Annotated in this window: 19 protein-coding genes; 11 read left to right on the forward strand and 8 right to left on the reverse strand. The window is 73.5% G+C overall.

What is annotated here, in order from left to right; genetic code table 11:
- Positions 1 to 3: 3 nt before the first annotated feature.
- Complete coding sequence (locus tag ACWCXC_RS12625) at positions 4 to 1,677, reverse strand: glycosyltransferase family 2 protein (RefSeq protein ID WP_450888516.1); 1,674 nt, start codon at positions 1,675 to 1,677, stop codon at positions 4 to 6.
- A 246-nt stretch (positions 1,678 to 1,923) separates the two neighbouring features.
- Here ACWCXC_RS12625 and ACWCXC_RS12630 point away from each other — a divergent pair, with 246 nt between their 5' ends.
- Positions 1,924 to 2,703, forward strand: a complete 780-nt coding sequence (locus ACWCXC_RS12630) for a phosphatase (protein ID WP_450680585.1) — start codon at positions 1,924 to 1,926, stop codon at positions 2,701 to 2,703.
- Between the two features lie 23 nt (positions 2,704 to 2,726).
- Here the strand turns inward: ACWCXC_RS12630 and ACWCXC_RS12635 are convergent, their stop codons facing one another.
- From ACWCXC_RS12635 to ACWCXC_RS12650, 4 genes are all read right to left on the reverse strand, one after another.
- Entirely contained in the window at positions 2,727 to 3,743 is a 1,017-nt protein-coding gene (locus ACWCXC_RS12635; protein WP_450888518.1) for a cation diffusion facilitator family transporter, read from the reverse strand.
- 38 nt (positions 3,744 to 3,781) lie between these two features.
- On the reverse strand, positions 3,782 to 4,669 hold the full coding sequence (tesB, locus tag ACWCXC_RS12640; protein WP_450888520.1) for an acyl-CoA thioesterase II: 888 nt from the start codon (positions 4,667 to 4,669) through the stop codon (positions 3,782 to 3,784).
- A gap of 19 nt (positions 4,670 to 4,688) precedes the next feature.
- The gene (locus tag ACWCXC_RS12645) at positions 4,689 to 5,846 is read right to left on the reverse strand and encodes an acyl-CoA dehydrogenase family protein (protein WP_450680582.1); all 1,158 of its coding nucleotides are present in this window, start codon (positions 5,844 to 5,846) and stop codon (positions 4,689 to 4,691) included.
- A 395-nt stretch (positions 5,847 to 6,241) separates the two neighbouring features.
- A complete protein-coding gene (locus ACWCXC_RS12650; RefSeq protein WP_450888522.1) occupies positions 6,242 to 7,861 on the reverse strand; it encodes a PucR family transcriptional regulator ligand-binding domain-containing protein in 1,620 nt (539 codons plus the stop codon).
- Positions 7,862 to 7,972: 111 nt separating this feature from the next.
- Between ACWCXC_RS12650 and ACWCXC_RS12655 the strand changes: the two genes are divergently transcribed.
- From ACWCXC_RS12655 to ACWCXC_RS12690, 8 genes are all read left to right on the forward strand, one after another.
- The gene (locus tag ACWCXC_RS12655; RefSeq protein ID WP_450680580.1) at positions 7,973 to 8,314 is read left to right on the forward strand and encodes a DUF5713 family protein; all 342 of its coding nucleotides are present in this window, start codon (positions 7,973 to 7,975) and stop codon (positions 8,312 to 8,314) included.
- Between the two features lie 211 nt (positions 8,315 to 8,525).
- On the forward strand, positions 8,526 to 9,494 hold the full coding sequence (speB, locus tag ACWCXC_RS12660; protein ID WP_450680579.1) for an agmatinase: 969 nt from the start codon (positions 8,526 to 8,528) through the stop codon (positions 9,492 to 9,494).
- Entirely contained in the window at positions 9,491 to 11,173 is a 1,683-nt protein-coding gene (locus ACWCXC_RS12665) for a thiamine pyrophosphate-binding protein (protein ID WP_450888525.1), read from the forward strand. The genes speB and ACWCXC_RS12665 overlap by 4 nt, the downstream gene beginning before the upstream one ends.
- A 94-nt stretch (positions 11,174 to 11,267) precedes the next feature.
- On the forward strand, positions 11,268 to 12,263 hold the full coding sequence (locus tag ACWCXC_RS12670; RefSeq protein ID WP_450888527.1) for a serine hydrolase: 996 nt from the start codon (positions 11,268 to 11,270) through the stop codon (positions 12,261 to 12,263).
- Positions 12,264 to 12,381: 118 nt separating this feature from the next.
- Positions 12,382 to 16,164 (forward strand): ABC transporter ATP-binding protein, encoded by a 3,783-nt coding sequence (locus ACWCXC_RS12675; RefSeq protein WP_450888529.1) that lies wholly within the window; start codon positions 12,382 to 12,384, stop codon positions 16,162 to 16,164.
- Positions 16,165 to 16,299: 135 nt separating this feature from the next.
- Positions 16,300 to 16,719, forward strand: a complete 420-nt coding sequence (locus ACWCXC_RS12680; RefSeq protein ID WP_450680575.1) for a hypothetical protein — start codon at positions 16,300 to 16,302, stop codon at positions 16,717 to 16,719.
- 99 nt (positions 16,720 to 16,818) lie between these two features.
- Positions 16,819 to 18,294, forward strand: coding sequence for a S28 family serine protease (locus ACWCXC_RS12685; RefSeq protein ID WP_450888532.1), 1,476 nt, complete (start codon positions 16,819 to 16,821; stop codon positions 18,292 to 18,294).
- A gap of 172 nt (positions 18,295 to 18,466) precedes the next feature.
- Positions 18,467 to 19,483 carry an AraC family transcriptional regulator gene (locus tag ACWCXC_RS12690; RefSeq protein WP_450888534.1) on the forward strand — a complete coding sequence of 339 codons (1,017 nt, stop codon included), beginning with the start codon at positions 18,467 to 18,469 and terminating at the stop codon, positions 19,481 to 19,483.
- A gap of 332 nt (positions 19,484 to 19,815) precedes the next feature.
- On the opposite strand, the gene ACWCXC_RS12695 is transcribed toward ACWCXC_RS12690, so the two are convergent.
- Positions 19,816 to 21,666, reverse strand: a complete 1,851-nt coding sequence (locus tag ACWCXC_RS12695; RefSeq protein WP_450888536.1) for a glycoside hydrolase family 3 protein — start codon at positions 21,664 to 21,666, stop codon at positions 19,816 to 19,818.
- A gap of 170 nt (positions 21,667 to 21,836) precedes the next feature.
- On the opposite strand from ACWCXC_RS12695, the gene ACWCXC_RS12700 reads away from it, so the two are divergent.
- Entirely contained in the window at positions 21,837 to 22,151 is a 315-nt protein-coding gene (locus tag ACWCXC_RS12700; RefSeq protein ID WP_450888538.1) for a hypothetical protein, read from the forward strand.
- Between the two features lie 62 nt (positions 22,152 to 22,213).
- Here the strand turns inward: ACWCXC_RS12700 and ACWCXC_RS12705 are convergent, their stop codons facing one another.
- On the reverse strand, positions 22,214 to 23,137 hold the full coding sequence (locus ACWCXC_RS12705) for a LysR family transcriptional regulator (RefSeq protein ID WP_450680656.1): 924 nt from the start codon (positions 23,135 to 23,137) through the stop codon (positions 22,214 to 22,216).
- 147 nt (positions 23,138 to 23,284) lie between these two features.
- Between ACWCXC_RS12705 and ACWCXC_RS12710 the strand changes: the two genes are divergently transcribed.
- A complete protein-coding gene (locus ACWCXC_RS12710) occupies positions 23,285 to 24,220 on the forward strand; it encodes an EamA family transporter (RefSeq protein WP_450888540.1) in 936 nt (311 codons plus the stop codon).
- Between the two features lie 119 nt (positions 24,221 to 24,339).
- Here ACWCXC_RS12710 and ACWCXC_RS12715 read toward each other — a convergent pair whose 3' ends face one another.
- A complete protein-coding gene (locus tag ACWCXC_RS12715) occupies positions 24,340 to 25,128 on the reverse strand; it encodes a sugar phosphate isomerase/epimerase family protein (RefSeq protein ID WP_450888542.1) in 789 nt (262 codons plus the stop codon).
- Positions 25,129 to 25,134: the final 6 nt, after the last annotated feature.

A 25,134-nucleotide genomic window follows, 5' to 3' on the forward strand; every position in this document is an offset into this window, starting at 1 on the left:
CTTTCAGCTCAGCCAGGGCAGCATGGGGTCGACCCAGCCGGAAGCGAGCAGTGCGGTGAGGACGAGCGTGGCCGTCACGGCCAGGATTTCGGGCCAGCGCCGGGGCAGCACCGAGGGGCGCCGGGCGGGGCGGACCCGTGCGGGCCGGCCGGCGGACGCGGGGCGCAGCCCGGCCACCAGGTCCCGGATCAGCGGGACGTTGATCTGGAGCTGGACGAGCAGATAGAGGCCGAGTCCCCAGGTGGGCTCCCAGCCGCCGCGGGCCACCGCCAGGGCGAGGCCGGCTGCGGCGGCCCCCGTGGAGCAGACCAGCCAGACGAGCGAGACGAGGACCACCCGGTGCGCCATCGTGCCCGGCTTCCCGCCGGCCGCCCCAGTGGGCACCCAGGCCGCGCTGCGCCCGCGCAGGGTGTGCAGGAAGGCGGCCCCGGCGGCCACGCTCGTCAGGACGTTGGCCCGGATCACCTCGATCCGCCAGCGGGTGCGGCTGATGCGCGGCAGCAGCACGTGCCAGAGCCAGAGCGGCGCGAGCAGCGGCAGGACGTGCCAGGGCCGGATGTCGTCCGGGTACCAGAACATCATCACCAGCGGCGGCAGCGGGGCCGCGAAGGTGTTCACCACCGTCGTGAGGTAGCCGACGATGCCCTCGTAGAAGCAGAGCCGCATCCGCCAGGGAGCGCCCATCCGCTTCAGGACGGGCGTACCCATCAGATGGAGGTTGCCCATCGCCCAGCGGTACTGCTGGTTGAGGTACGAGGCGAGGTTGTCCGGCGAGGTGCCCTTGGCCACCAGCACCGGGACGTACAGGGTGCGGAACCCCTTCTCGTACAGGGCGAGCCCGGTGTACAGGTCCTCGCTGTGGTCGAGCCGGGCGAAGCCGCCGGCCAGATCGACCGCGCTGCGGCGGTAGACCGCGTTGCTGCCGCAGCAGATGGCGGCGTCGCTGGCGTCCCGGGACGGCTGGATCCAGCGGAAGAACCACTCCTGGGCCGATCCGGCGGCGCGCTGGATCCAGCTCATCGTCTCGTCGGTGTCGAAGCACTGCGGGCTCTGCACGATGCCGACGCCCGGGTCGGCCAGATACGGCACGAGATGGCGCAGGAAGTCGGGCCGGGGCGCGAAGTCGGCGTCCAGGATGGCGATGTGCTCGGCGCTGCTCAGGGTGAGCGCGTGGTTGAGGTTGCCCGCCTTCTTGAGGTGCCCCCGGTCGGGCCGGACGACGTAGCGGTAGCCGAACGTGCCCGCCAGCGCGGCCACTTCGGCGCGGTCGGCGTCGTCGAGCACCCAGACGGTCAGCTCGCCGGGCCAGTCCAGCCGGGCGACGGCGCGGTAGGCGTTCTCCAGGACGGCGAGCGGTTCGCCGCAGGTCGGCAGGTAGAGGTCGACGGAGGGCGGGTCGGTCGGATTCCAGGCGTGCACGAGGACTTCGTGCGAGCGCCGGGTCAGCCGGCGCTGGCGCAGGCTGTTCACCGAGGAGAGCGCGAGGGCGAGGACGTTCACCGAGAGCACCAGGAGGAAGGCCCAGAGGGCCGGGGTGCGCAGGGCGAAGGTGAGCATCGTCGCGGCGGTGAGGACGAACGCGAGGGAGGAGCTGATCAGGACCCAGCGGCGCTGCGGTCCGAAGTACCAGTACAGCTCCCGGTCGGACGGAGGTTGCGGCAGGTGATGAACGGTCATATAGCCCCCCACGGCTGTGCATGTCCCGGTATCGGGCGGCCCAGCCTAGTGCCAAAGGTATAGACCACTTGTTGCGACGCGGTGAACAGGACACGAGTTGGCGTGAAGTCGGTGGTCTGGACCTATTGCATGCGGCCGGTCGGGGTGGAACGAGAAGTTCCAGGTCACGGCCGGGTGAACGGTCCCGCAATATCCGGAGAGTCATTCGACCGGCACACCGCGCACACTCCACGGCACAATGGGCGCATGCCGATACCCAGCCGCGCCGCCCTCGTCGAACACCTGGTCCGCACCCGTATCGCCGGGGACGTCGCGACCCCGCGCGACAACAACCTCTCCCACTACCGCAGGCTCGCCAACGGCGACCGCCACTACTGGCTGGGTCTGGAGCTGGGCGACCGCTGGCGCGACGAGCAGGACGTGCTGGCCGTGATGGCCGAGCGGTGCGGTGTCAGCGACGACCCCGAGCACCGCTTCGGGCAGGACACCATCGACCCCGAGCTGACCGTGGACGCGCTGGAGCGGGCGGCGGCCCGGCTGCGGAAGGCCGCCGACGGCGGCGAACGGGTGCTCTTCGCCACCGGGCACCCGGGCGGCCTGCTGGACGTCCACCGGCAGACGGCGGCGGCGCTGCGGGCGGCCGGCTGCGAGATCGTCCGGATCCCCTCCGGGCTGATGGCGGACGAGGGCATGGTCTTCCAGTTCGCCGACGTCGCCGTGCAGGAACGGGGCGCCACCCTCTGGCACACCCACTCCCCGGCCCCGATGGCCGCGATCCTGGACGGCCTGGAGCGCGAGGGCCGCCCCGCCCCCGACCTGGTCGTCGCCGATCACGGCTGGGCCGGCTGCGCGGCCCAGCGGGGGCTGGACGCCATCGGCTACGCGGACTGCAACGACCCCGCGCTCTTCCTCGGCGAGGCCGAGGGCACCCTCCAGGTCGCCGTCCCGCTCGACGACCACGTACTGGACCCGCGCTTCTACGACCCCATGACGGACTACCTGCTGGGCGCCGCCGGACTGCTCTGAGCGGGCGGGCCGTCCGGGCGGGCTCAGGCCCCGGGCGGCCCGTCCCCGCCCGCCGCACGGGCCCGGCGCCGCTGCTCCAGACCCGGGGTCGGGTCCAAGTACACCCGCCGGACCGACGGATACCGCTCCCGCAGCTGCTCCTCCGCCTCCTCGCAGGCCCACTCGACCTGCTCGGCGCTGGCCACGTCCCGGAAGTCGATCTTCGCGGCGATCAGGACCTCGTCCGGTCCCTGGATGAGCGTGGTCAGCTCCAGTACGTCGATGATGTGCGGGACGGACAGCAGCTCCTCACGGATCCCGGCGCGCATCGACGCCGTCACCGGGCGGCCGATCAGCAACTGGGCGTTGGACCGGCCGAGCACCCAGGCGACGTGGACGAGCAGCAGCCCGATGAGGACGGAGGCGATGCCGTCCCAGACGCCGGAGCCGGTCAGCTGCCCGCCGAGCAGCCCGCCCGCCGCCAGCGCCAGTCCGACCAGGGCCGCCGAGTCCTCCATCACCACGGCCTTGACGGCGGTGTCCGGGGTCAGCCGGAAGTAGCGCCGGGCCGGGGTGTGCAGCCGGACCGCCTCCCGGCGCACCTGGCGCAGCCCGGTGCGCAGCGAGAAGCCCTCCAGCAGGAAGGCGACGGCGAGCACGACGTACGAGACGAGCGGATCGCCCAGCTCCTCGCCGGAGACCAGGGTGTGGACGCCGTCGTAGACGGAGAAGACCGCGCCGCCGACGAAGGTGGCGACGGAGGCGAGCATCGCCCAGATGTAGCGCTCAGGGCCGTAGCCGAGGGGGTGGTCCTCGTCGGCGGGTTTCGCACCGCGCTTCAGCGCGGTGAGGAGCAGGATCTCGGTGACCGTGTCGGCGACCGAGTGGGCCGCCTCGGCGAGCATCGCGCTCGATCCGCTGATCAGCCCGGCGACCGCCTTCGCCACGGCGATCCCGAGGTTGGCGGCCGCCGCGACGAGGACGGTGAACGTCGATTCCCCGCCGCCGCCCGGGGCCCTGGGCCCGGTATCCGTTTCCCCTCCGGGGCGTGCGTCGCTCATGGAGGGGAGTCTGCCCGAATCGGGCGGGTACGGCCCGTTCAGTCCGTCCGGGGGACGCGGACCACGCCCTCCTGGATGACGGTGATCGCCAGCCGGCCGTCCCGGGTCCAGATCCGGGCCTGGCCGAGACCGCGCCCGCCGGAGGCGGACGGCGACTCCTGGTCGTACAGCAGCCACTCGTCCGCGCGGAAGGGCCGGTGGAACCACATCGCGTGGTCCAGGCTCGCGCCCACCACGTCGCCCACCGCCCAGCCGCCGCGCCCGTGGGCGAGCAGCACCGAGTCGAGCAGGGTCATGTCGGAGACGTACGTCGCCATGCAGACGTGCAGCAGCGGGTCGTCCGCCAGCTTGCCGTTGGTGCGGAACCACACCTGCGAGCGCGGCTCGCGCACCTCGCCGACGGTGCCGAACGGCGGGGCGTCCCCATAGCGCAGATCGACGGCGGCCCGCGCCTCGATCAGCTTGTCGACGACCTCGGGGCCGCTGAACCGGTCGGCGTAGCGCGGCAGCAGCTCGGCGGCCGTGGGCAGCGTCTCCGGATCGGGGGCGGGCGGCATGTCCGCCTGGTGCTCCAGGCCGTCCTCGTACGTCTGGAAGGACGCGGAGAGGTGGAAGATCGGCTGGCCGTGCTGGACGGCGACGACCCGGCGGGTGGTGAAGGAGCGGCCGTCGCGGATCCGGTCGACGCTGTAGACGATCGGCGCCCCGGGGTCGCCCATCCGCAGGAAGTAGGAGTGCAGGGAGTGGGCGGTGCGGTCCCCGGGGACGGTGCGGCCCGCGGCGACGAGCGCCTGGGCCGCGACCTGTCCGCCGAAGACCCGGGGCACGATCGCCGAACGGCTGGCGCCCCGGAAGATGTCCTGCTCGATCCGCTCCAGATCGAGGAGATCCAGCAGATCGAGCAGGGGGTCGGGTGCTGAGCTCATGGAGGAGAACGTAGCCGCTCTACAGGCCCATGGACTTGGCGATGATCGACTTCATGACCTCGCTGGTGCCGCCGTAGATGCGGTTGACCCGGTTGTCCGCGTACAGGCGGGCGATCGGGTACTCGTTCATGAAGCCGTAGCCGCCGTGCAGCTGGAGGCAGCGGTCGATGACGCGGTGCGCGACCTCGGTGCAGAACAGCTTCGCGGAGGCGGCCTCGGCGGCGGTCAGCTCACCGGCGTCCAGTGCCTCCAGCGCGCGGTCGGCGACGGCCTGGGCCGCGTCCACCTCGGCCTGGCAGGCGGCCAGCTCGAACTTGGTGTTCTGGAAGGAGGCGACGGTCTTGCCGAAGACCGTGCGGTCCTGCACGTACTCCTTGGCGAAGCGGACGGCGGCCGCGGCCTGGGCGTACGCGCCGAAGGCGATGCCCCAGCGCTCGGAGGCCAGGTTGGTGCCGAGGTAGCCGAAGCCCTTGTTCTCCTCGCCCAGCAGGTCCTCGGCCGGGACCTTGACGTCCACGAAGGCCAGCTCGGCGGTGTCGGAGACCTTCAGACCCAGCTTGTCGAGCTTGCGGCCGACCGAGTAGCCCTCGGACTTGGTGTCCACGGCGAACAGCGAGATGCCGAAGCGGCGGTCGTCCTCGCGGGGCGCGGAGGTGCGGGCGCAGACGATGACCCGGTCGGCGTGCACACCGCCGGTGATGAAGGTCTTGGCGCCGTTGAGGACGTAGTGCGTGCCGTCCTCGGAGAGCTTGGCGGTGGTCTTCATGCCCGCGACGTCGGAGCCGGTGCCCGGCTCGGTCATCGCGAGGGCCCACATCTCCTCGCCGGTGGCGAACTTGGGGAGCCAGCGCTTCTTCTGCTCCTCGGTGGCGAGCATCTTGATGTACGGCAGGCCCAGCAGCGTGTGCACGCCGGAGCCGCCGAAGGACACGCCCGCGCGGGCGGTCTCCTCGTAGATGATCGCCTCGTACTTGTGCGAGTCGATGCCCGCGCCGTCGTACTCCTCGTCGACGTTGATGCCGAAGACGCCCAGCTCGCCCAGTTTCAGATAGAAGTCGCGCGGGGCCTGGCCGGCCGCGAACCAGTCGTCGTAGACCGGGACGACCTCGGCCGCGATGAAGGCGCGGATGGTCTCCCGGAACGCCTCGTGGTCCTCGTTGAATACCGTACGGCGCACGGGGTGCCTCCCTGGTCGGCTTCGCTGGGCTCGGCTAAGCGCTTGCTCAGCCTTGGTGAGAAGTTACCCGGGGGTCACCGGGGCTGTCCAGGGTGATGCTCGGCACGTGGCGGGGTGCCGTGATGCCCCCTACGCCAATAGCGCGGCACCGGCGAAGGGCACAAGAGCGCCTCTTCGGCCGCTCCCCCCGGAGGGAGCGGCCCGTCCGCCCCTACGGGGTGGGTAGGCGGGGGCCGCGCGTACCCGGAGGCGGCCGGGTGGCCGAGCGGACGCCGTCCTCGTCGGACGCGGGTCCCGCGCGTAGCCGGAGGCGGCCGGCGAAGCCCCGCCGGCCCGGACCGGAAGCGGGACCGGAACGGGAACGGAAGCGGGACCGGAACCGGAAGGGAATTGGCTCAAAGGGATCCCCGGCCGGCGTCCCTCCCCAGGGCGAACCACAGCTCCGTCCGGACGTCCATGTCGTCCAGATCCACGTCGAGGAGGGCCGCGCAGCGCGCCACGCGCTGGCGGACCGTGTTGCGGTGGACGCCGAGGGCGGTGGCCGTCCGGTCCCAGCCGCCGTGCAGGCTCAGCCAGCAGCGCAGGGTCTCGGCGAGCACGGGGGTGAGGGGGGCGAGCAGGGCGCGGGCGTGCGCGTCGGCGGCCCCGGGGTCGACCAGCCCGGCGAGCCCCCGCCCGGTCTCCGCGCCCTGCCGCACCAGCGGCGCCCGAATGGCCCGCGCCCGCCCCAGCGCACGGGCGGCCTGCGCGTCGGCCTCCGCCAGCGCGCCGGCCGGCACGGGCGCCGAGACACCGAGCGTCCAGCCGGTCTGGGCGGCGAGGGCGCCGCCACCGGGGACGAGCACCTTGACCACACCGCCCGACGCGTCCGTGGCCGTGCCGGTGTCTGTGCCCGTGCCTGTGCTGGTGCCTGTGCCCGTGGCGGCGTCCGTGCCGGTGGCCGGCCCCGTGCCCGTGGCCGGAGCGCTCTCCGTTCCGGTGGTCGTGTCCCCGTTCCTGGCCGCGCCGCCGTCCCCGCCGGCGTCCACCAGCGCCGAGCCCAGCGCCGCGCCCAGCGCGCCCGCCGCGAGCGGGTCGGCCGGCCGGCCGCCGCTCCGGAGCGCGTGCACCACCGTCCAGGGCCCGTCCCCGCCGAGCAGGGCGGCGGCGTCGGCGGGCTCCGCGCCGAGCAGGAGCCGTACGAGCGCGGCCGAGCGACGGGCCGCGTCGGTGCTCTGGTGCGGGGCCGCGAGCAGGGAGAGGAGGACGACCGCGACCCCGGCGAGGCCGTGGTCGCCCGTCTCCCGGCCGCCGGTCGCCACCGCCAGGACGAGCCCGTGTCCGCCGCCCAGCGCGTACGCGGACAGCCGCGCCCCGTCCGCCGTGTCGGTGGCCGTCGCGGGCGCGCCCCGGTCCGCCGGGGCGACCACGTCCGCGAGGCGGGCCAGGGCGGCGCGGACCGAGGGGGCGGGGAGGCGGCCCGCCGTGTGCAGCTCCCGGCCGCCGGCGCCGAACAGGACCGCGTATCCGGGCAGCTGGACGGAGAGCTGGTGCAGCACCGCAGGCACCGGGTCCGGCCGGGCCGCCGCCGTCGCCAGCGCCTGCTGGGCCCGCGCCACCCGGCGCAGCTCCCGCAGCCGGGCCTCGGCCATCAGCCGCCACACCGCCCGCGCGATCGCGGTGAACGGGGTCCCCGGTCCCACCTCCACCAGCGGCAGCCCGTGGCGCTCGCAGGCCGCGACCAGCTCCGGCGGCACCGCCTCGTGCACGGGCCGCACCCCGAAGCCGAGCGCCGCCGCCCCTGCCTCCACCAGCCGGGCCACATAGCGGTCGGGGTCCGTGAGCAGCACCCCGGCGGTCAGCAGCAGCTCCCCGCCGAGCAGATACGGATACGGGTCGGTCATCTCCGAGGTGTGCACCCACAGCAGCTCGGCGTCGGCCGGCCCCGCGATCCGGCGCAGCCCCAGCTCCTCCAGGGCGAGCAGCGCGGACAGGGCGACGGGCGGGGTGGGCGGTCCGGCCGGGGTGTCGGGCATGGATGGTTCGTCCATTCGGTGCGGCGGTGCTGTGGGAAACGTACACGCGAGGGCGGTGTCAGTGGCGTCGTGCAGCATCGGGAGGGAACAGAGACGAAAGGGAATCCCGCCGTGCCCGTCACCAACGAACAGCTCGCACAGCACGCCTTCCTGGCCGCGTTGTACGACGACGACTACTTTCCGAACCACCTCCTGGACAAGGGCCGGGCGATCCTGGTCCGGCTGTGCGAGCGGATCGAGGCCGAGCGCCCCGCCGGGCTCCCGGAGCTGTACGCGCTGAGCGCGGAGGCGACCGAGGAGTTCAACGAGCTGGACGAGGAGCTGCAGGAGGCGGACAGCGAGATCGAGACCGTCGCCCGCGACGAGATCGCCGGGGACTTCGGGCGCATAGCCCAGGCCTATGGATTCGTGGACGCGGACGTGGAGGAGATGATCGCGACGCGGGACTGGTAGGACGCGCGGGACGGTTCCTCCTGGCTGTGCGAACCGTCCCGGACGACCGGCTCCTGTGGAGGAAACGTACACTTCAGGACGGTCCTTCGGCCGCCTAGCGTCGTACGCGGCCGTGCCCCTGTCCCAGCGGGCGCGGTCGATCCGGCACACTCACAGGGGCCCGCCCGCCGGACCGGTCCGGGCCCGCGCGTCAGCGAAGGAAGGCACCACCATGAGCAGCGACGACACCCCGCGCGGCCCCGTCGACTCCTCCCGGATCCCGCGCTACGCGGGGCCCGCGACCTTCGCGCGGCTGCCCCGGCTGGACGAGGTCGGCACGGCGGACGTCGCCGTCGTCGGAGTGCCCTTCGACGCGGGCGTCTCCTACCGGCCCGGCGCCCGCTTCGGCGGCAACGCGATCCGGGAGGCGTCGCGGCTGCTCCGTCCGTACAACCCGGCCCAGGACGCCTCGCCCTTCGCCCTCGCCCAGGTCGCCGACGCCGGGGACATCGCGGCCAACCCCTTCGACATCAACGAGGCCGTCGAGACGATCGAGGGCGCCGCCGACGAACTCCTCGCCACCGGGGCCCGACTGATGACGCTCGGCGGCGACCACACCATCGCGCTGCCGCTGCTGCGGTCCGTCGCCAGGAAGCACGGCCCCGTCGCGCTGCTCCACTTCGACGCCCATCTGGACACCTGGGACACCTACTTCGGCGCCGCGTACACCCACGGCACCCCGTTCCGCCGCGCTGTCGAGGAGGGCATCCTCGACACCTCCGCGCTCTCCCACGTCGGCACCCGGGGCCCGCTCTACGGCAAGCAGGACCTCACCGACGACGCCAGGATGGGCTTCGGGATCGTCACCTCCGCCGACGTGATGCGCCGGGGCGTCGACGAGATCACCGACCAGCTCCGCCAGCGCATCGGGGACCGGCCGCTGTACATCTCCATCGACATCGACGTGCTCGACCCGGCGCACGCCCCGGGCACCGGCACCCCCGAGGCTGGCGGCCTCACCTCCCGCGAGCTGCTGGAGATCGTGCGCGGACTCGCCTCCTGCCATCTGGTCTCCGCCGACCTGGTCGAGGTCGCCCCGGCGTACGACCACGCGGAGATCACCTCCGTCGCCGCCTCGCACACCGCCTACGAACTGACCACGATCATGACCCGCCAGATCGCGGAGGCCAGGACGCAGTGAGCCACGACCACGACGAGCGGCCCCCGCTCACCCCCGAGCAGATCGAGGCCGCGCTGAACCCGCCGCCCGGACGCACCGGCGGCGACCTCGTGATCGAGACCCTCCAGGGGCTCGGCGCGACCACCGTCTTCGGGCTGCCCGGACAGCACGCGCTGGGGATCTTCGACGCGCTGCGCCGCTCGTCGCTGGAGTACGTCGGGCTGCGCGTCGAGAACAACGCGGGCTTCGCCGCCGACGCCTACGGGCGGGTGACCGGCGAGGCCGCCCCGCTGCTGCTGTCCACCGGACCGGGCGCGCTCACCTCGCTCGCCGCCCTCCAGGAGGCGGCGGCCGCCTCCGCGCCGGTGCTCGCGATCTCCAGCCAGGTCCCGGCGGCCGGCCTGGGCGGCGGACGCCACGGCTATCTGCACGAACTGCGCGACCAGCAGGCATCGTTCCGCGACATCGTGAAGTCCGTGCACCTCGTGCGCACCGCCTCGCAGATCCCGTCCGCGATCGCCGCCGCCTGGGAGTCCGCGCTGACGGCCCCGCACGGCCCGGTCTGGGTCGAGATCCCCGAGGACGTGCTCTCCGCCGAGACCGTGCTGCCCGTGGTCAGCGCCATGGACGCCACCCCGCGCGACATGCACGCCCGGCCCGAACTGATCGCCGTCGCCGCCCGGCTGCTCTCCGAGGCCCGACGCCCCGCGATCGTCGCGGGCGGAGGCGTCGTGCGCTCCGACGCCTCCGGCAAGCTGCGCGCCCTCGCCGAACGGCTCGACGCCCCCGTCGTCACCACCTACGGCGGCAAGGGCGCCTTCCCCTGGAACCACCCGCTCTCGCTCCGGTCCTGGATCGAGGACCGGCACACCACCGACTTCCTGGAGGACGCCGACGTCCTGCTCGTCATCGGCTCCGGCCTCGGCGAACTCTCCTCTAACTACTACACCTTCGCCCCGCGCGGCCGGATCGTGCAGATCGAGGCCGACGCCGGGAAGCTGGAGGCCAACCACCCCGCCCTCGGCATCCACGCCGACGCCCGCGACGCGCTCGCCGATCTCCTCGACGCCGTCGCCCCGCGCACCGACCCCACCGCCCCCGCCCGCGTCGCGGAGCTGCTGGACCGGGTCCGTGCGCGCATCGACGCCCAGGGCCGGACCCTGGAACAGCACCTCCTCGCGGAGATCCGCCGGGCCCTGCCCGACGCGTCCCCCAGCTTCTGGGACATGACGATCCTGTCCTACTGGGCCTGGGCCGCCTTCGACGCCCGCCGCCCGAACACCATGCACTCCGCCCAGGGCTCCGGTGGCCTCGGCTACGCCTTCCCCGGCGCGCTCGGCGCCGCCACCGCCGACCCCACCACCCCCGTCCTCGCGGTCTCCGGCGACGGCGGCGCGATGTACTCCCTGGCGGAGCTGGCCACCGCCCGCCAGTACGACCTGCCGGTCACCTGGCTCATTGTGGACGACGGCGGCTACGGCATCCTGCGCGCGTACATGGACGCGTCCTTCGGCGCCACCACCGGGACCGAGCTGGCCCGCCCGGACTTCGTCGCGCTGGCAGAGTCCTTCGGCGTCCCCGCCGTCCGCACGAGCCCCGACACCCTCGGCGACGACCTGGCCGCCGCGCTCGCCCGGCCCGGCCCCTCGGTCGTCGTCCTCCCCGCCGTCCTGGAGATGTTCGCGCCCACGCATCGGTGACCCGTACAACTTTCGGGCCGTCCAGGAGTCAACTCTGTGGGGCATGCCGGGGGGCGTGCCCGCAGGACCACTCAGGGGACGGGACCGCACACAGATGAAGACACCGCACATACCCCGGCGTGCCCGCGCCGGGCTCGCCGCCGGGCTCGCCGTCGGGGTGATCGCGCCCGTGGCGGCCGGGGCCGCGCCCGCGACGGCCGCCACCTCCACCGTCAGCTGCACCTCCGCCACCTCCGGACTCGCCGCCCGGCTGACGAAGGACATCACCGCCGCGCTCAAGGGACGCACGTCGACCACCGCCGTGGCGCTCCACGACCGCACCACCAAGACCACCTGCACGCTGCGTGCCACCTCGGCGTACGACTCCGCCAGCGTCGTGAAGGCCACCGTGCTGGCCACGCTGCTCTGGGACAACGCCAAGCGGGGGCGGAAGCTCACCCAGCGCGAGTCCGACCTCAGCACCGCCATGATCACCAAGTCGGACAACGACGCCACCACCGCGCTGTGGAAGCAGCTCGGCGCCGCCAAGGTCAGCGCCTTCCTCAAGGCCGCCGGGATGACCCGCACCGTGCCCGGCTCCGGCGGCTACTGGGGCCTCACCCAGATCAACGCCCAGGACGAGCAGCGGCTGCTGACCCTGCTCACCGAGAAGAACTCCGTCCTCACCGACAGCGCCCGCTCCTACGAGCTGGGCCTGATGGCCAAGGTCGTCCCCTCGCAGCGCTGGGGCACCCCCGCCGGGGCCCCGTCCTCGGTCTCGGTCCACGTCAAGAACGGCTGGCTGCAACGCGCCACCCACGGCTGGCGGGTCCACAGCATCGGCACCTTCAAGGGCAACGGCCACGACTACGTCCTCACGGTCCTCACCCAGGACAACGCCACGATGACCTACGGCGTCGACACCATCCAGGCCGTCGCCAGGGCCGTGCACAAGGACATCAACGGGGCCGCCCCGCCAAAGCGCGTCCTGCACTCCATGCCCGTCCGCGTCATCCGCCCGGCCGGCGCCCCCGCCGACACCCTCCAGGAAGCGATCCCGCCGGTCCCGGAGGCCCCCGCCGGCCGGATGCTCACCGTCACACCGAAGTAGCGCGGGGACCGGCCGGTGGTCCTACGACCAACGGCCGGTCTTTTGTTAACGGGGGATGAAATCCGCAGCCCGCCGCGTTGGTGCCTTCCGGTAGAGCAGGACGATCGGGAGGCACCGGGTGACGGACGCAGGAGCGCAGGAGAGCGGGCCGCAGCCGCGCGGCTGGGCGCGGAGGCTGAGCGGCTACGCGTGGCGCTACCGGCGCAACGTACTGCTGGCGCTCGGCTCCTCGCTCGCCGGAATGGCCGTGATGGCCCTCGTCCCGCTCGTCACCAAGGTGATCATCGACGATGTGGTCGTCGGCCACACCCGCTCCCTGGCGGTCTGGACCGGACTGCTGCTCGTCGCCGCCGTCCTCGTCTACGTCTCCACCTACATCCGCCGCTACTACGGCGGCCGGCTCGCCCTGGACGTCCAGCACGACCTGCGGACCGAGATGTACGGGACGATCACCCGGCTCGACGGCCGCCGCCAGGACGAACTCTCCACGGGCCAGGTCGTCGGCCGCGCCACCAGCGACCTCCAGCTGATCCAGAGCCTCCTGTTCATGCTCCCGATGACCATCGGGAACGTGCTGCTCTTCCTGATCTCCCTGGTCGTCATGGCCTGGCTGTCACCGCCGCTGACCCTGGTCGCGGTCGCCGTCGCCCCCGCCCTCTGGTACATCGCCCGCCGCTCCCGCGCCCGGCTCTTCCCCGCCACCTGGTACGCCCAGTCGCAGGCCGCCGCCGTCGCCGGGGTCGTCGACGGGGCCGTCTCCGGCGTCCGCGTCGTCAAGGGCTTCGGCCAGGAGGACCAGGAGACCGGCAAGCTGCGCACGGTCAGCCGCCGGCTCTTCGCCGGCCGGCTGCGCACCATCCGGCTGAACTCCCGCTACACCCCCGCCCTCCAGGCCGTCCCCGCCCTCGGCCAGGTCGCGATGCTGGCCCTCGGCGGCTGGCTCGCCACCCGGGGCGAGATCACCCTCGGCACCTTCGTCGCCTTCTCCACCTACCTCGCCCAGCTCGTCGGCCCGGTCCGGATGCTCGCCATGGTCCTCACCGTCGGCCAGCAGGCCCGCGCCGGGGTGGAACGCGTCCTGGAGCTGATCGACACCGAACCGGCGATCGAGGACGGCACCGAACGGCTGCCGGCCGGCGTCCCCGTCGGCGTCGAGTTCGACGACGTGCGCTTCGGCTACGGCCCGCAGGACGGCGAGGACCCCGGACGGACCGGCGGCGGGGCCCCCGCCCGCCCGGTCCTCGACGGCTTCTCGCTGACCATCGAACCCGGCGAGACCGTCGCCCTGGTCGGCGCGTCCGGCAGCGGCAAGTCCACCGTCTCGCTGCTCGTGCCCCGCTTCTACGACGTCTCGCGCGGCGCCGTCCGCGTCGGCGGCCACGACGTCCGCGATCTGACCTGGGACTCGCTGCGGGCCGCCATCGGACTCGTACCGGAGGACAGCTTCCTGTTCTCCGACACCATCCGCGCCAACATCGCCTACGGGCAGCCCGACGCCACCGACGAGCAGATCCGCCGCGCCGCCCGCTCCGCCCAGGCCGACCGCTTCATCGCGGAGCTGCCCGACGGCTACGACACCGTCGTCGGCGAGCACGGCCTCACCCTCTCCGGCGGCCAACGCCAGCGCGTCGCCCTCGCCCGCGCCATCCTCACCGACCCCCGGCTGCTCCTCCTGGACGACGCCACCTCCGCGGTCGACGCCCGCGTCGAGCACGAGATCCACGACGCCCTGCGCCAGGTCATGGCCGGCCGCACCACGCTGCTGATCGCCCACCGCCGCTCCACGCTCGGCCTCGCGGACCGCATCGCCGTCCTGGAGGACGGCCGGCTCGCCGACATCGGCACCCACGAGGAACTGGAACGCCGCTCCCCGCTCTACCGCCGGCTGCTCACCGACCCCGACGAGCTGGGCGGCACCTCGCCCGGACACCGCCCGGTGGCCGGTGGTGAGGACCCGGCCGGGGACCGGGCGCTCCAGGAGGAGATCGACGCCCAGTTCGACGCCGAGCGCGGCATCACGCCCGCGCTGTGGGTCCGCAAGGAGGAGGAGCGCGAGACGGCCGCGGCCGGGATGCCGGCCACACCGGAACTGCTCGCCCAGGTCGAGGCCCTGCCCCCGGCGACCGACACCCCGGCCGTCGACGAGGCCCGCGCGGTGCGCACCGAGGACTCCTACGGGCTGCGCCGGCTGCTGCACGGCTTCGGGCTGCCGCTGCTGGTGAGCCTGCTCCTGGTGGCCACCGACGCCGGGGCCGGGCTGCTGCTGCCGGTGCTGATCCGGGACGGCATCGACGAGGGCGTCACCCAGCTCGCGCTGGGCGCGGTCTGGTCCGCCTCCGCGCTCGCCCTCGTCGTCGTCCTCGTGCAGTGGGCGGCCCAGATCGGTGAGACCCGGATGACCGGCCGCACCGGCGAGCGGGTGCTGTACGCGCTGCGGCTGAAGATCTTCGCGCAGCTCCAGCGCCTCGGCCTGGACTACTACGAGCGCGAGCTGACCGGCCGCATCATGACCCGGATGACCACGGACGTGGACGCGCTGTCCACGTTCCTCCAGACCGGTCTGGTCACGGCGTTCGTCTCGGTGGTCACCTTCCTCGGCATCATGGCCGCGCTGCTGGTCCTCGACGTGGAGCTGGCCCTGGTCGTCTTCGCGACCCTGCCCGTCCTCGTCATCGGCACGGTCCTGTTCCGCCGCCGCAGCGTCAAGGCGTACGAACTGGCCCGCGAGCGCATCGGCGCGGTCAACGCCGACCTCCAGGAGTCGGTCTCCGGGCTCCGGATCGTCCAGGCGTTCCGCCGCGAGCGGGACGGGGCCGCGCGGTTCGCCGACCGCAGCGACCACTACCGCGAGGCCCGGGTGCGCGGCCAGTGGCTGATCTCGGTCTACTTCCCGTTCGTCCAGCTGCTGTCCTCGGTGGCCGCCGCCGCCGTGCTGATCGTCGGCGCCGGACGGGTCGACGACGGCACGCTGACCGCCGGCGCCCTGGTGGCGTATCTGCTCTACATCGACCTGTTCTTCGCCCCGGTCCAGCAGCTCTCCCAGGTCTTCGACGGCTACCAGCAGGCCGCCGTCTCGCTCGGCCGCATCCAGGAACTGCTGCGCGAACCCGCCTCCACCACCGACCGCGCGGACGCCCGGGACGTGCCCTCGCTGCGCGGCGAGATCGCCTTCGAGGACGTGTCCTTCGCGTACGGGGGCGAGGAGCCCGCGCTGAGCGGTGTGGACCTGCGCATCCCGGCCGGGCAGACGGTCGCCTTCGTCGGGGAGACCGGTGCGGGCAAGTCGACCCTGGTCAAGCTCGTCGCCCGGTTCTACGACCCGACCGGCGGCCGGATCACGGCCGACGGCACCGATCTGCGCGACCTCGGCCTGACCGCGTACCGGCACCGGCTCGGCGTGGTCCCCCAGGAGGCGTACCTCTTCCCGGGCACGGTCCGGGACGCCATCGCCTACGGGCGGCCGGAGGCCACCGACGCCGAGGTGGAGGCGGCGGCCCGCGCGGTCGGCGCGCACGACATGATCGCCACCCTGGAGGGCGGCTACCTCCACGAGGTGGCCGAGCGGGGCCGCAATCTGTCGGCCGGCCAGCGCCAGCTGGTCGCCCTGGCCCGCGCCGAGCTGGTCGACCCCGACATCCTGCTGCTCGACGAGGCGACCGCCTCCCTCGACCTGGCCAGCGAGGCCCTGGTCAACCAGGCCACCGACCGGCTCGCCGGCCGCCGCACCACCCTGGTCGTCGCCCACCGGCTCACCACCGCCGCCCGCGCCGACCGGGTCGTGGTGATGGACCACGGCCGGGTCGTGGAGGACGGGACGCACGACGAGCTGCTCGCCCGGGACGGGCGATACGCCGTGCTGTGGCGCACCTTCATCGGGGAGGACGAGCCCGCGGGCGTCTGAACCGCCGGCCGCCGCGCGACCCGGGCGGCCCCGGTGCAACCTCCGGACGGGTGGTGCGCGTCGTAGGCAGATGGACGTGTGTGCGCTCAGGTGTCGGGCAGGAGCGCTGGTGTTCGACGGAGCGATGGGGCTGCTGTGATCAGAGGGACCGTGAGGAAGGGCCGGCGCGTACGGGGGAGCGGGGGCCCGAGCCGGCTGCTGGCCCTGGCCCTGACGACCGCGCTGGGCCTCGTGGCCGGCGGGGTGGAGGCGTCCGGGGCCGCCGCCGCGTCGGTCTGCGCCGGGCGGCCCGCCAAGACGGTCCGGTTCGCGACGGGGGAGCTGCGCGTCTACCGGACCCGCGCCTACGCCTGCGCCACGGCGGTCGCCGCGAAGCCCGGGGCGCGCCGGTCCATGGCCGTACGCATCCAGCCGCGCGGCGGCCACCCGGTCACCGACAGCGGCTCGTTCACCCGGCAGGCCGGTCCGGTGACCGTGCACGCGCTCAACCGGTGCGTACGGGTCTCGGGCACGATCGCGGGCAAGTCCGGCAGTACGCCGTGGATTCTCTGCTGACCGGGTGACCTGCCCGCATGCCTCCGCGCCGGGGTCTGGTGGTAGCGCTGCCGCCCCGCTAGGTTCACGTCGAACTGCTGTGAATCATGGGGAGGGTGCATGCGTAAGGCGTTCAGAGGGATCCTGTCGCTCGCGGTGCTGATCGGCACGGTCGGCGCGACGGGAGCCTCGGCCGGGGCGGCCACCGCCGCGGAACCGGCCGCGAACGGAGCCGCCGTGACGGACCGCGCGGCCGGCACGGACATCAAGGACCGCATCCTGGCGATCCCGGGAATGAGCCTCATCGAGGAGAAGCCCTACGCCGGATACCGCTACTTCGTCCTCAACTACACCCAGCCGGTCGACCACCGGAACCCGGCCAAGGGGACGTTCCAGCAGCGCGTCACCCTGCTGCACAAGGACACCTCCCGGCCGACCGTCTTCTACACCAGCGGCTACAACGTCTCCACCAACCCCAGCCGCTCGGAGCCGACCCGGATCGTCGACGGCAACCAGGTCTCCCTGGAGTATCGGTTCTTCACCCCGTCGCGCCCCGCCCCGGCCGACTGGTCCAAGCTCGACATCTGGCAGGCCGCCAGCGACCAGCACCGCGTGTTCACCGCGCTGAAGGCGATCTACACCAAGAACTGGCTGGCCACCGGCGGTTCGAAGGGCGGCATGACCGCCACCTACTTCGAGCGCTTCTACCCGAAGGACATGGACGGCGTCGTCGCGTACGTCGCGCCCAACGACGTGGTCAACAAGGAGGACTCGGCGTACGACCGGTTCTTCGCCACTGTCGGCACCAAGGAGTGCCGCGACCGGCTCCAGGGCGTCCAGCGCGAGGCCCTGGTCCGCCGCGAGCCGCTGGAGGAGAAGTACGCGCGGTACGCCGCCGACAACGGCTTCACCTTCACCACCGTCGGCACCCTCGACAAGGCCTACGAGGCCGTCGTCATGGACTACGTCTGGGCCTACTGGCAGTACAGCCTGCTCTCCGACTGCGACACGATCCCGGCCGACGCGAAGAACGCCACCGACCAGGAGATCTGGGACTCGGTCGACGGGATCTCCGGCTTCTCCGCCTACACCGACCAGGGCCTGACGCAGTACACCCCGTACTACTACCAGGCGGGCACCCAGCTCGGTTCGCCCGACATCAAGCAGCCCTGGCTGGGCACGCTCAGCCGCTACGGCTACCAGCCGCCGCGCAATTTCGTCCCCCGCTCCATCCCGATGAAGTTCCAGCCCTCGGCGATGCGGGACGTCGACACCTGGGTCCGCAACCACGCCGAGAACATGCTGTACGTCTACGGCGAGAACGACCCGTGGGGCGCCGAGCGCTTCCGTCCGGGCCACCGGGCCCGCGACAGCTACGTCTTCACCGTCCCCGGCGGCAACCACGGCTCGAACGTCGCCGGGCTGCCCGCCGAGCAGAACGCCACGGCCACCGCGGCGATCCTGCGCTGGGCGGGCGTCGCCCCGGCCGCCGTCCAGGCGGACCCGGCGAACGCCAAGCCGCTCGCGAAGTTCGACGCCCGGCTCGACAAGAAGGATCTGACGACCGATCACCGGCTCGGCGTCCGACGCCCGTAGCGCATCCGACCGCCGGCGGACGCTCCCCGCGTCCGCCGGCGTGTCCGCCCACCACCCCCGTGAACAAGCCATCGTGGCCAGGATCGATCATAGGAAGGTGACAGCGCAGAACGGGAAGCCCGCACGTGCCGGGGGCGTTGACCCGACAGGCACGGCGGGAGGAGGAGGCGCCATGTTCCGCACCGCGGACATGCGGGCCGCGAGGGGACTGGAGACGTGGAGACGTCTGATCGGGGAGTCCCGCGCCTGTGACGTGAGCGCGGAACGCGCCGACGCCTTCCGGGCCAGTGTGCGCAGTCTGAGAATGGGCCGGGTCACGCTGCTGCGCTCGTCGTTCTCCGGCGTACGGATCGCCAACGGACCGGCGATGGCCCGCCCGCAGGACCCCGGCATGTACCACCTGACACTGATCCTCAAGGGCGGGCTGGCCCTGACCCGCGGATCGGAGCCGACCCAGACCTTCCTGCCGGGCGACCTCCACGTGCTCGACGACTCGGTCTCCGTGGAACTCGGGACGTACGGCGCCCGGAGCGTCCCCGCGCACGAACGGTCCGTCGAGGCCATCGGCCTGGACCTGCCGATGTCCCTGCTGCCCTGGTCCCCCGAGCAGTTGCGGGAGGTGCAGGGGCGCGGCTTCTCCGCCGAGGACGGCACCGGCGCGATCCTCGGGGATTTCCTGCTGTCGGTGGACCGCCGCGCCGCCTCGCTGGGACCGGCGGAGGCCGCCCGGCTGAGCACGGCCGCGGTGGGCCTGGTCGCGGCCTGGCTGGCCCCGAGGGTGGAGGCGGCGGACGAACCCCCGCAGGAGGCGCGGCTGCGCGAACTGATGGAGAGCATCCGGGCGTTCATCGAGCGCAATCTCCACGACCCCCGGCTGACCCCGGCCGTGGTCGCCGAGGCGCACCACATCTCCCTCAGCTACCTCCACCGCGTCTTCGGCCGGCGCTCGAACGGCGAGACGGTCGCCGCCTGGATCCGCGCCCAGCGGCTGGAGCGGGCCCGCCTCGATCTGGAGGACCCGGCCCTGCGCTCCCTGCCCGTCCACGCCGTCGCCGCCCGCTGGGGCATCCCCCGCCCCTCCGATTTCAGCCGGGCGTTCCGCGCGGCCCACGGGGTCTCGCCCCAGGAACACCGGATGCGCCGGCTGAACGGCGCGGACGCCCCGCAGGAGCGCTCCGGAGCCGCCTGACCGGCGGGTATGCGCAATGCGTCGTCGGGTTCTGAGCGATGCGTCCACCGGATCGCGCCAACCGGCCGGAAACCGGTTGCCCGTTGGTAGGTTGCGGTGGTCCCCCTCGGGGAGGGACGGGGACCACCGGGGGAACGGGGGAACCGGGGGAGGGCCGGACGTGCCGACGGGGGACGGCGCGACCGGGAACCGGGCGGGCGGTCGCACACGCGGCCGCCCGCCCGGTCGTTCCCCGGCTTCCGTACGGAACGAGCCCGTGACCCTCCTATGAGGGAGCCCGCGCCCGCCCCGTCCGGGAGGCGGTGTCCCTCCCGGACGGGACCCGTGCCCGGCTAGTACGAGAGGCCGTACCCGACCGGGAACAGCACCGTCGACGGGTCGTCGGCCCGCTGCACCGGCACCGGGAGCTTCCCCTGCGGCCTCGCCCGTCCGGCGATCACCCGGGCCGCCGCGCGCAGTTCGACATCGGTCCAGGAGTACGCGGCGAGGTTGGCGGCGTACCCGGTCCCCTCCAACTGGGCGATGTCGTACGGGTTGCGGATCGCGATCGTGATGACGGGAACCCCGGTCGCGGACAGCTCGCGCACCAGGGTGCGCTGCGAGCTGGCGGCCGTGACGTTGTACGTCCCCACCACCACCGCGTCCTTGCCGGCCGCGGCGGCCACCGCCGCGTCGATGGACGCCCGGCTCGGCGCGGTGCCGGTGGACAGCGCCGTGGCCGTGTGACCCAGCTCGTTGAACGCCTGGGCCAGCGTGGTCGTCGGCGGGCCCGTCGTCCCCGAGGGCGAGGCCGGGTCGGCGCCCACGACGAGCAGGTTCTTGTGCGAGCGGCGCGACAGCGGCAGCACCGCGCCCGGGTTGGCCAGCAGGGTCGTGGTCCGCTCGGCGATCCGGTCGGCGGCGGCGAGGTGCGCCGGGGTGCCGACCGTGCGGTCCACGCCCCGCGCGCTGACGTACGGGTCGTCGAACAGTCCCAGCTTCGCCTTCAGCCGCAGGATGCGCAGGATCGATTCATCGAGGCGGGCCTCGCTGACCTCACCGCTCTTGACGGCCGCCAGCAGCGCGTTCCAGGACACGTCCAGGCGCGGCGGGTTGAGCAGCTGGTCGACGCCCGCCTGGAGCGCGAGCACCGGCACCCGGTCGTCGCCGTACTTGGTCCGCACGCCCTCCATGCCCAGTGAGTCGGTGACCACGACGCCGTCGTAGCCCAGCTCCTCGCGGAGGATGCCGGTGAGGATCGGCTTCGACAGCGTCGCCGGGTCCTCGGCCGGGTCGAGCGCGGGCACCACGATGTGCGCGGTCATGATCGAGTCGATGCCCGCGGCGATGGCCGCCTTGAACGGCGGTGCGTCCAGCTCGGCCCACTGCGCCCGGGTGTGGCCGATCACCGGAAGGCCGGTGTGGCTGTCGGTGCTGGTGTCCCCGTGGCCCGGGAAGTGCTTGGCCGTGGAGGCGATCCCGGCGCTCTGGTACCCCTTCACCTGCGCGGCGACCATCCCCGCCACGGACTGCGGGTCGGAGCCGAACGACCGGACGCCGATCACCGGGTTCGCCGGGTTGACGTTGACGTCCGCGTCCGGGGCGTAGTTCTGCCGGATGCCGATGGCGGCCAGCTCCGCCCCCGCGATCTGCCCGGCCCGGCGCGCGTCGGACCGCGATCCGCCCGCGCCCAGCGCCATCGCGCCCGGCATCAGCGTGGCCGGCTCGCCGACCCGGCAGACGATCCCGTGCTCCTGGTCGGTGGAGATGAGCAGCGGCACCGGGTTCGGTCCGGCGAGCCCCGCCCGCTGGATGCCGTTGGACAGTTCGGCGATCTGCTGCGGATCGCGGGTGTTGTGCGCCCAGGCGAAGTAGATGATGCCGCCCACGTGGTACTTGGCGATCATCTCCGCCGCGTTGCGCACCCCGATCTCCGCGAGGTTGGCGTCGACGTCCGCCTGGTCCGGGTCGGTGGCGGAGTGCCCGTAGACCCGCATGACGAAGAGCTGGCCGACCTTCTCCTCCAGGCTCATCCGGGAGATGAGCCGCTTCAGCCGCCGGGTGGTGGCGGCGGAGGTGTGGCTGGTGGGCGCGGACTTCTGGGCGGCGAGGGCCCCGGGGGCGGTCGCCATGCCCGCGGCCGCCGCGACGGCGGTGGCCGCGGTGGCGGTGAGAAGGGTCCGTCGGGAGGTGCGGTCGTGCACGTGAGCTCCTTCGGCCGTACTCGGTGACGAGGGGGTGGTGAAAGAAACTTCCAAGGAGCACGGATATCCAGAAAATAACTTCCGGTCAAGAGTGCGAGCCGTTTCCGCGCGTCCGGTACGGGGCCCGGAACTCCTGGCGGAGCGCCGGTTGTTTGCACTAGCGTACGAATATGGCCGGTGCCGATCCGATGGATGCCTTGGAGGCGGCGCTCGACGCGTACGCGTCGCACGCGGCCGGGCGGCCGGTCGGAGGCCGGGAACCCCAGGAGGGCGAAAAGCCGCTCCTGCCCCCGGCGGTGCGCGAACTGGCGGATGCCTGGGGGATGGACGGTCGCAAGCCGCCCCGGCACCCGGTGGAGCGGGAGGACGTCGCCCCCTGGGCCGCGGACCTCGCGGAGCGGTACGTGCTGCGCGGGTACGCCGCCGCAAACGCCCAGCGCTTCCTGGACCTCTGTCCCTGGGCGGCCTCAGGGGGCCTGGAGTGATCCGACGGGACCGCGCCGACCCGTCACGCCTCCTGGGGCGGGGGCAGGCTTGAGGAGACCCGTCACGCCGTCCCGGCCGGGCGCAGGCCCACCCCGGCGCCCCGGTCCTGGAGCGCGGCGACCGCCGCCGTGATCGCCGGGCGGCGGGCCGCCTCGGTGCGCCACAGGGCGTAGAGGCGGCGCTGCGGGACGGGGTCCATGCGGACGGCCACTACGCCCTCCGGGAGGGGGCCGCGTCCCAGCCGGGGGATCATGGCGACGCCGAGACCGGCGGCCAGGAGGGCGAGCTGCGTGTGGTTCTCCTCGGCCTGGTGGCGGATGTCCGGTTCGTACCCGGCGGCCCGCAGCGTCCGTACGAGCCAGTCGTGGCAGACCGTGCCGGGGGGCTGGCAGATCCACCGCTCCCGCGCCAGCTCCTCGCGCCGCACCCCGTCCCGGCCCGCCAGCCGGTGACCGGCCGGGACGAGCAGATCGCACAGGTCGTCACCGATCACCGCCTGCGCCACGCCCTCCGGCGCGGGCAGCGGCGCGATGTCCCAGTCGTGCGCCACGGCGAGGTCGATCACGCCCTTGGCCACCAGGTCCACCGAGAGGTGCGGATCGACCTCGGTCAGCCGGACGTCCAGGTCCGGATGGGCCCGTGCCAGCTCCGCGAGCACCCCGGGCAGCAGCCCGCGCGCCGCCGAGGCGAACGCCCCGATCGACAGCCGCCCCGTCGGCACCCCCCGGCGCTCCTCCAGCGTGGTCTCGGCCTGCTCCACGATGGCCAGCAACCGCTGCGCGGTGGCGGCGAGATGGACCGCCTCCTCGGTCAGCGCCACCCCCCGGCCGCGCCGCTCCAGCAGGGTGGTCCGGGTCTCCCGCTCCAGCTTGGTGATCTGCTGGGAGACGGCCGACGGGGTGTAGCCGAGGGCCGCGGCGGCCCCCGCGACCGAGCCGTGGACGGAGACGGCATGCAGGGCGCGCAGCCGGGCGAGATCGAGCACCTGGGCCTCCGGGGTCCCGCCGCGCCGGACCGGGGGCGGTCCGGCGCGGCGATGCATGAGAAACACTCAATTCATTAGGAACGCTCAATTCCACCATGAAGGAATCCGTGCTGGTGCTACACGGTCGGGCCGGGCGATGCTCGGGGCATGCGTCCTCTCCACATCGCCCTGGCCGCGCTCGTGGCCGCCCTCTGGGGTGTCAACTTCGTCGTCATCGAGGTCGGCCTCGACCACTTCCCGCCGCTGCTCTTCTCCGCCCTGCGCTTCCTGGTCGCGGCCCTGCCCGCGGTCTTCTTCGTCGGCCGGCCCACGGTGGCGTGGAAGTGGATCGTGGGCGTCGGACTGGCCCTCGGCGTGGCCAAGTTCGGGCTGCTGTTCATCGGCATGGACCGGGGGATGGGCGCCGGGCTCTCCTCGCTCGTGCTCCAGGGCCAGGCCGTCTTCACCGCCCTGTTCGCCGCCGTCGCGCTGGGCGAGCGCCCCGGCCGGGTGAAACTGACCGGCATGGCGGTGGCCGTGGCCGGGATCGGGGTCGCCGCCGTCGACGAGGGGGCGAGCGGGCCCGTGCTCGCCTTCGTCCTGGTGATCGCCGCCGCGGCCTGCTGGGGCGTGTCGAACGTGCTGACCCGCAGGGCCGCCCCGGCCGACTCCCTCAACTTCATGGTCTGGGTCTCGACCGTGCCCGTCCTGCCGCTGCTCGGCCTCTCCCTCCTCTTCGAGGGCTGGGGCCGCGACCGGGCGGCGCTGGCCGCGCTCGACTGGAGCGGCGTCGGCATCATCGTGTACGTCGCCTGGATCGTCACGGTCTTCGGCTTCGGCGCCTGGGGCTTCCTGCTCAGCCGCTACCCGGCCTCCTCCGTCGCCCCGTTCACCCTCCTCGTCCCGGTCTTCGGCATGTCCTCCGCCGCCCTGCTCCTCGGTGAGCCGGTGAGCCCGTTGCGCTGGTGCGCGGCGGCCCTCCTGGTCGGTGGCGTGGCCCTCACCTCGCTCCCCGGGACGCGGCGGACGGCGACCCCGGCACCGAAGCCAGCACCGAAGCCGGCACCGAAGCCGGAGCCGGCACAGGAGCCGGTGGAGGCGTGACGGACGGGGCCGGGAGCCCGTTACGCGGGGCGCCTGCCCCCCCCCGAGAAGGCAGCCGTGCACGGGCCGCCGGGCCCCCCGAGGAGGCGGCCGTACGCGGTGAGCCCCGCCCCGGCCCCCTACCGCGCCCCCGCCACCAGCCCCAGCAGATGGTCCCGCCCGGCGCCCAGCAGCTCCGGCAGCTCCGCCGCCCCCGGGTGCCAGCGCTTCTCGTACTCCCAGCAGACCCAGCCGTCCGAGACCGGCGTGGCCAGACAGTCCGCCAGCGGCAGCACCCCCGCGCCGAGCGCCACCGGGGTGGTGTCCTCGGCCGAGGCGATGTCCTTGACCTGGACGTATCCCAGGTACGGGGCGAGCGCAGCGTGGCTGGCCGCCGGGTCCTCACCCGCGAGCCAGGTGTGCATGACGTCCCAGAGCGCGCCGACGGCGTCATGGCCCACCGCCTCGGCCACCCGGGCCGCGTCGGCCCCCGCGCGGTGCGAGTCGTGGGTCTCCAGCAGCAGGCGCACCCCCAGCTCCGCCGCGTACGGCGCGGCGGCGGCGAGCCGGCGGACGGCGGTCGCGTCGGCGGTGGCCGGGTCCTGACCGCCGCCGCCCGGGAAGACCCGGACGTGAGGCGCGCCGAGGTCGTGGGCCAGCCGGGCCAGGGCCGCGATCTCCTCCAGCACGGGGACGTCCTCGCCCTCGGCGGCGACCCGCGCATACCCCGCCACCGTCAGGATCTCGACCCCGCCCCGGGTGAACTCGGCCACCGCGGCGGCCCGTTCGTCCGCCGTGCTCCCCGGGTGCACCGCCTCCTCGGGGTGGGCGCGCAGCTCCACCCCCTGGTAGCCGTGCCCGGCGGCGAGCCGGACGACGTCGGCGATGGGCAGCCCCGGCACCCCGAGGGTGGAGAAAGCGAGCTTCACGTGCGT

Source organism: Streptomyces sp. NPDC001515 (genome assembly GCF_053597115.1).

What these genes read in the sequence shown, in the direction of transcription:
- speB (WP_450680579.1), top strand. Translation starts at nt 8,526, where the DNA reads ATGAGCAGCGACGACACCCCGCGCGGCCCCGTCGACTCCTCCCGGATC.
- ACWCXC_RS12650 (WP_450888522.1), bottom strand. Translation starts at nt 7,861, where the DNA reads ATGCCCGACACCCCGGCCGGACCGCCCACCCCGCCCGTCGCCCTGTCC.
- ACWCXC_RS12710 (WP_450888540.1), top strand. Translation starts at nt 23,285, where the DNA reads ATGCGTCCTCTCCACATCGCCCTGGCCGCGCTCGTGGCCGCCCTCTGG.
- ACWCXC_RS12625 (WP_450888516.1), bottom strand. Translation starts at nt 1,677, where the DNA reads ATGACCGTTCATCACCTGCCGCAACCTCCGTCCGACCGGGAGCTGTAC.
- ACWCXC_RS12670 (WP_450888527.1), top strand. Translation starts at nt 11,268, where the DNA reads ATGAAGACACCGCACATACCCCGGCGTGCCCGCGCCGGGCTCGCCGCC.
- ACWCXC_RS12685 (WP_450888532.1), top strand. Translation starts at nt 16,819, where the DNA reads ATGCGTAAGGCGTTCAGAGGGATCCTGTCGCTCGCGGTGCTGATCGGC.
- tesB (WP_450888520.1), bottom strand. Translation starts at nt 4,669, where the DNA reads ATGAGCTCAGCACCCGACCCCCTGCTCGATCTGCTGGATCTCCTCGAT.
- ACWCXC_RS12690 (WP_450888534.1), top strand. Translation starts at nt 18,467, where the DNA reads ATGTTCCGCACCGCGGACATGCGGGCCGCGAGGGGACTGGAGACGTGG.
- ACWCXC_RS12700 (WP_450888538.1), top strand. Translation starts at nt 21,837, where the DNA reads ATGGCCGGTGCCGATCCGATGGATGCCTTGGAGGCGGCGCTCGACGCG.
- ACWCXC_RS12630 (WP_450680585.1), top strand. Translation starts at nt 1,924, where the DNA reads ATGCCGATACCCAGCCGCGCCGCCCTCGTCGAACACCTGGTCCGCACC.
- ACWCXC_RS12635 (WP_450888518.1), bottom strand. Translation starts at nt 3,743, where the DNA reads ATGAGCGACGCACGCCCCGGAGGGGAAACGGATACCGGGCCCAGGGCC.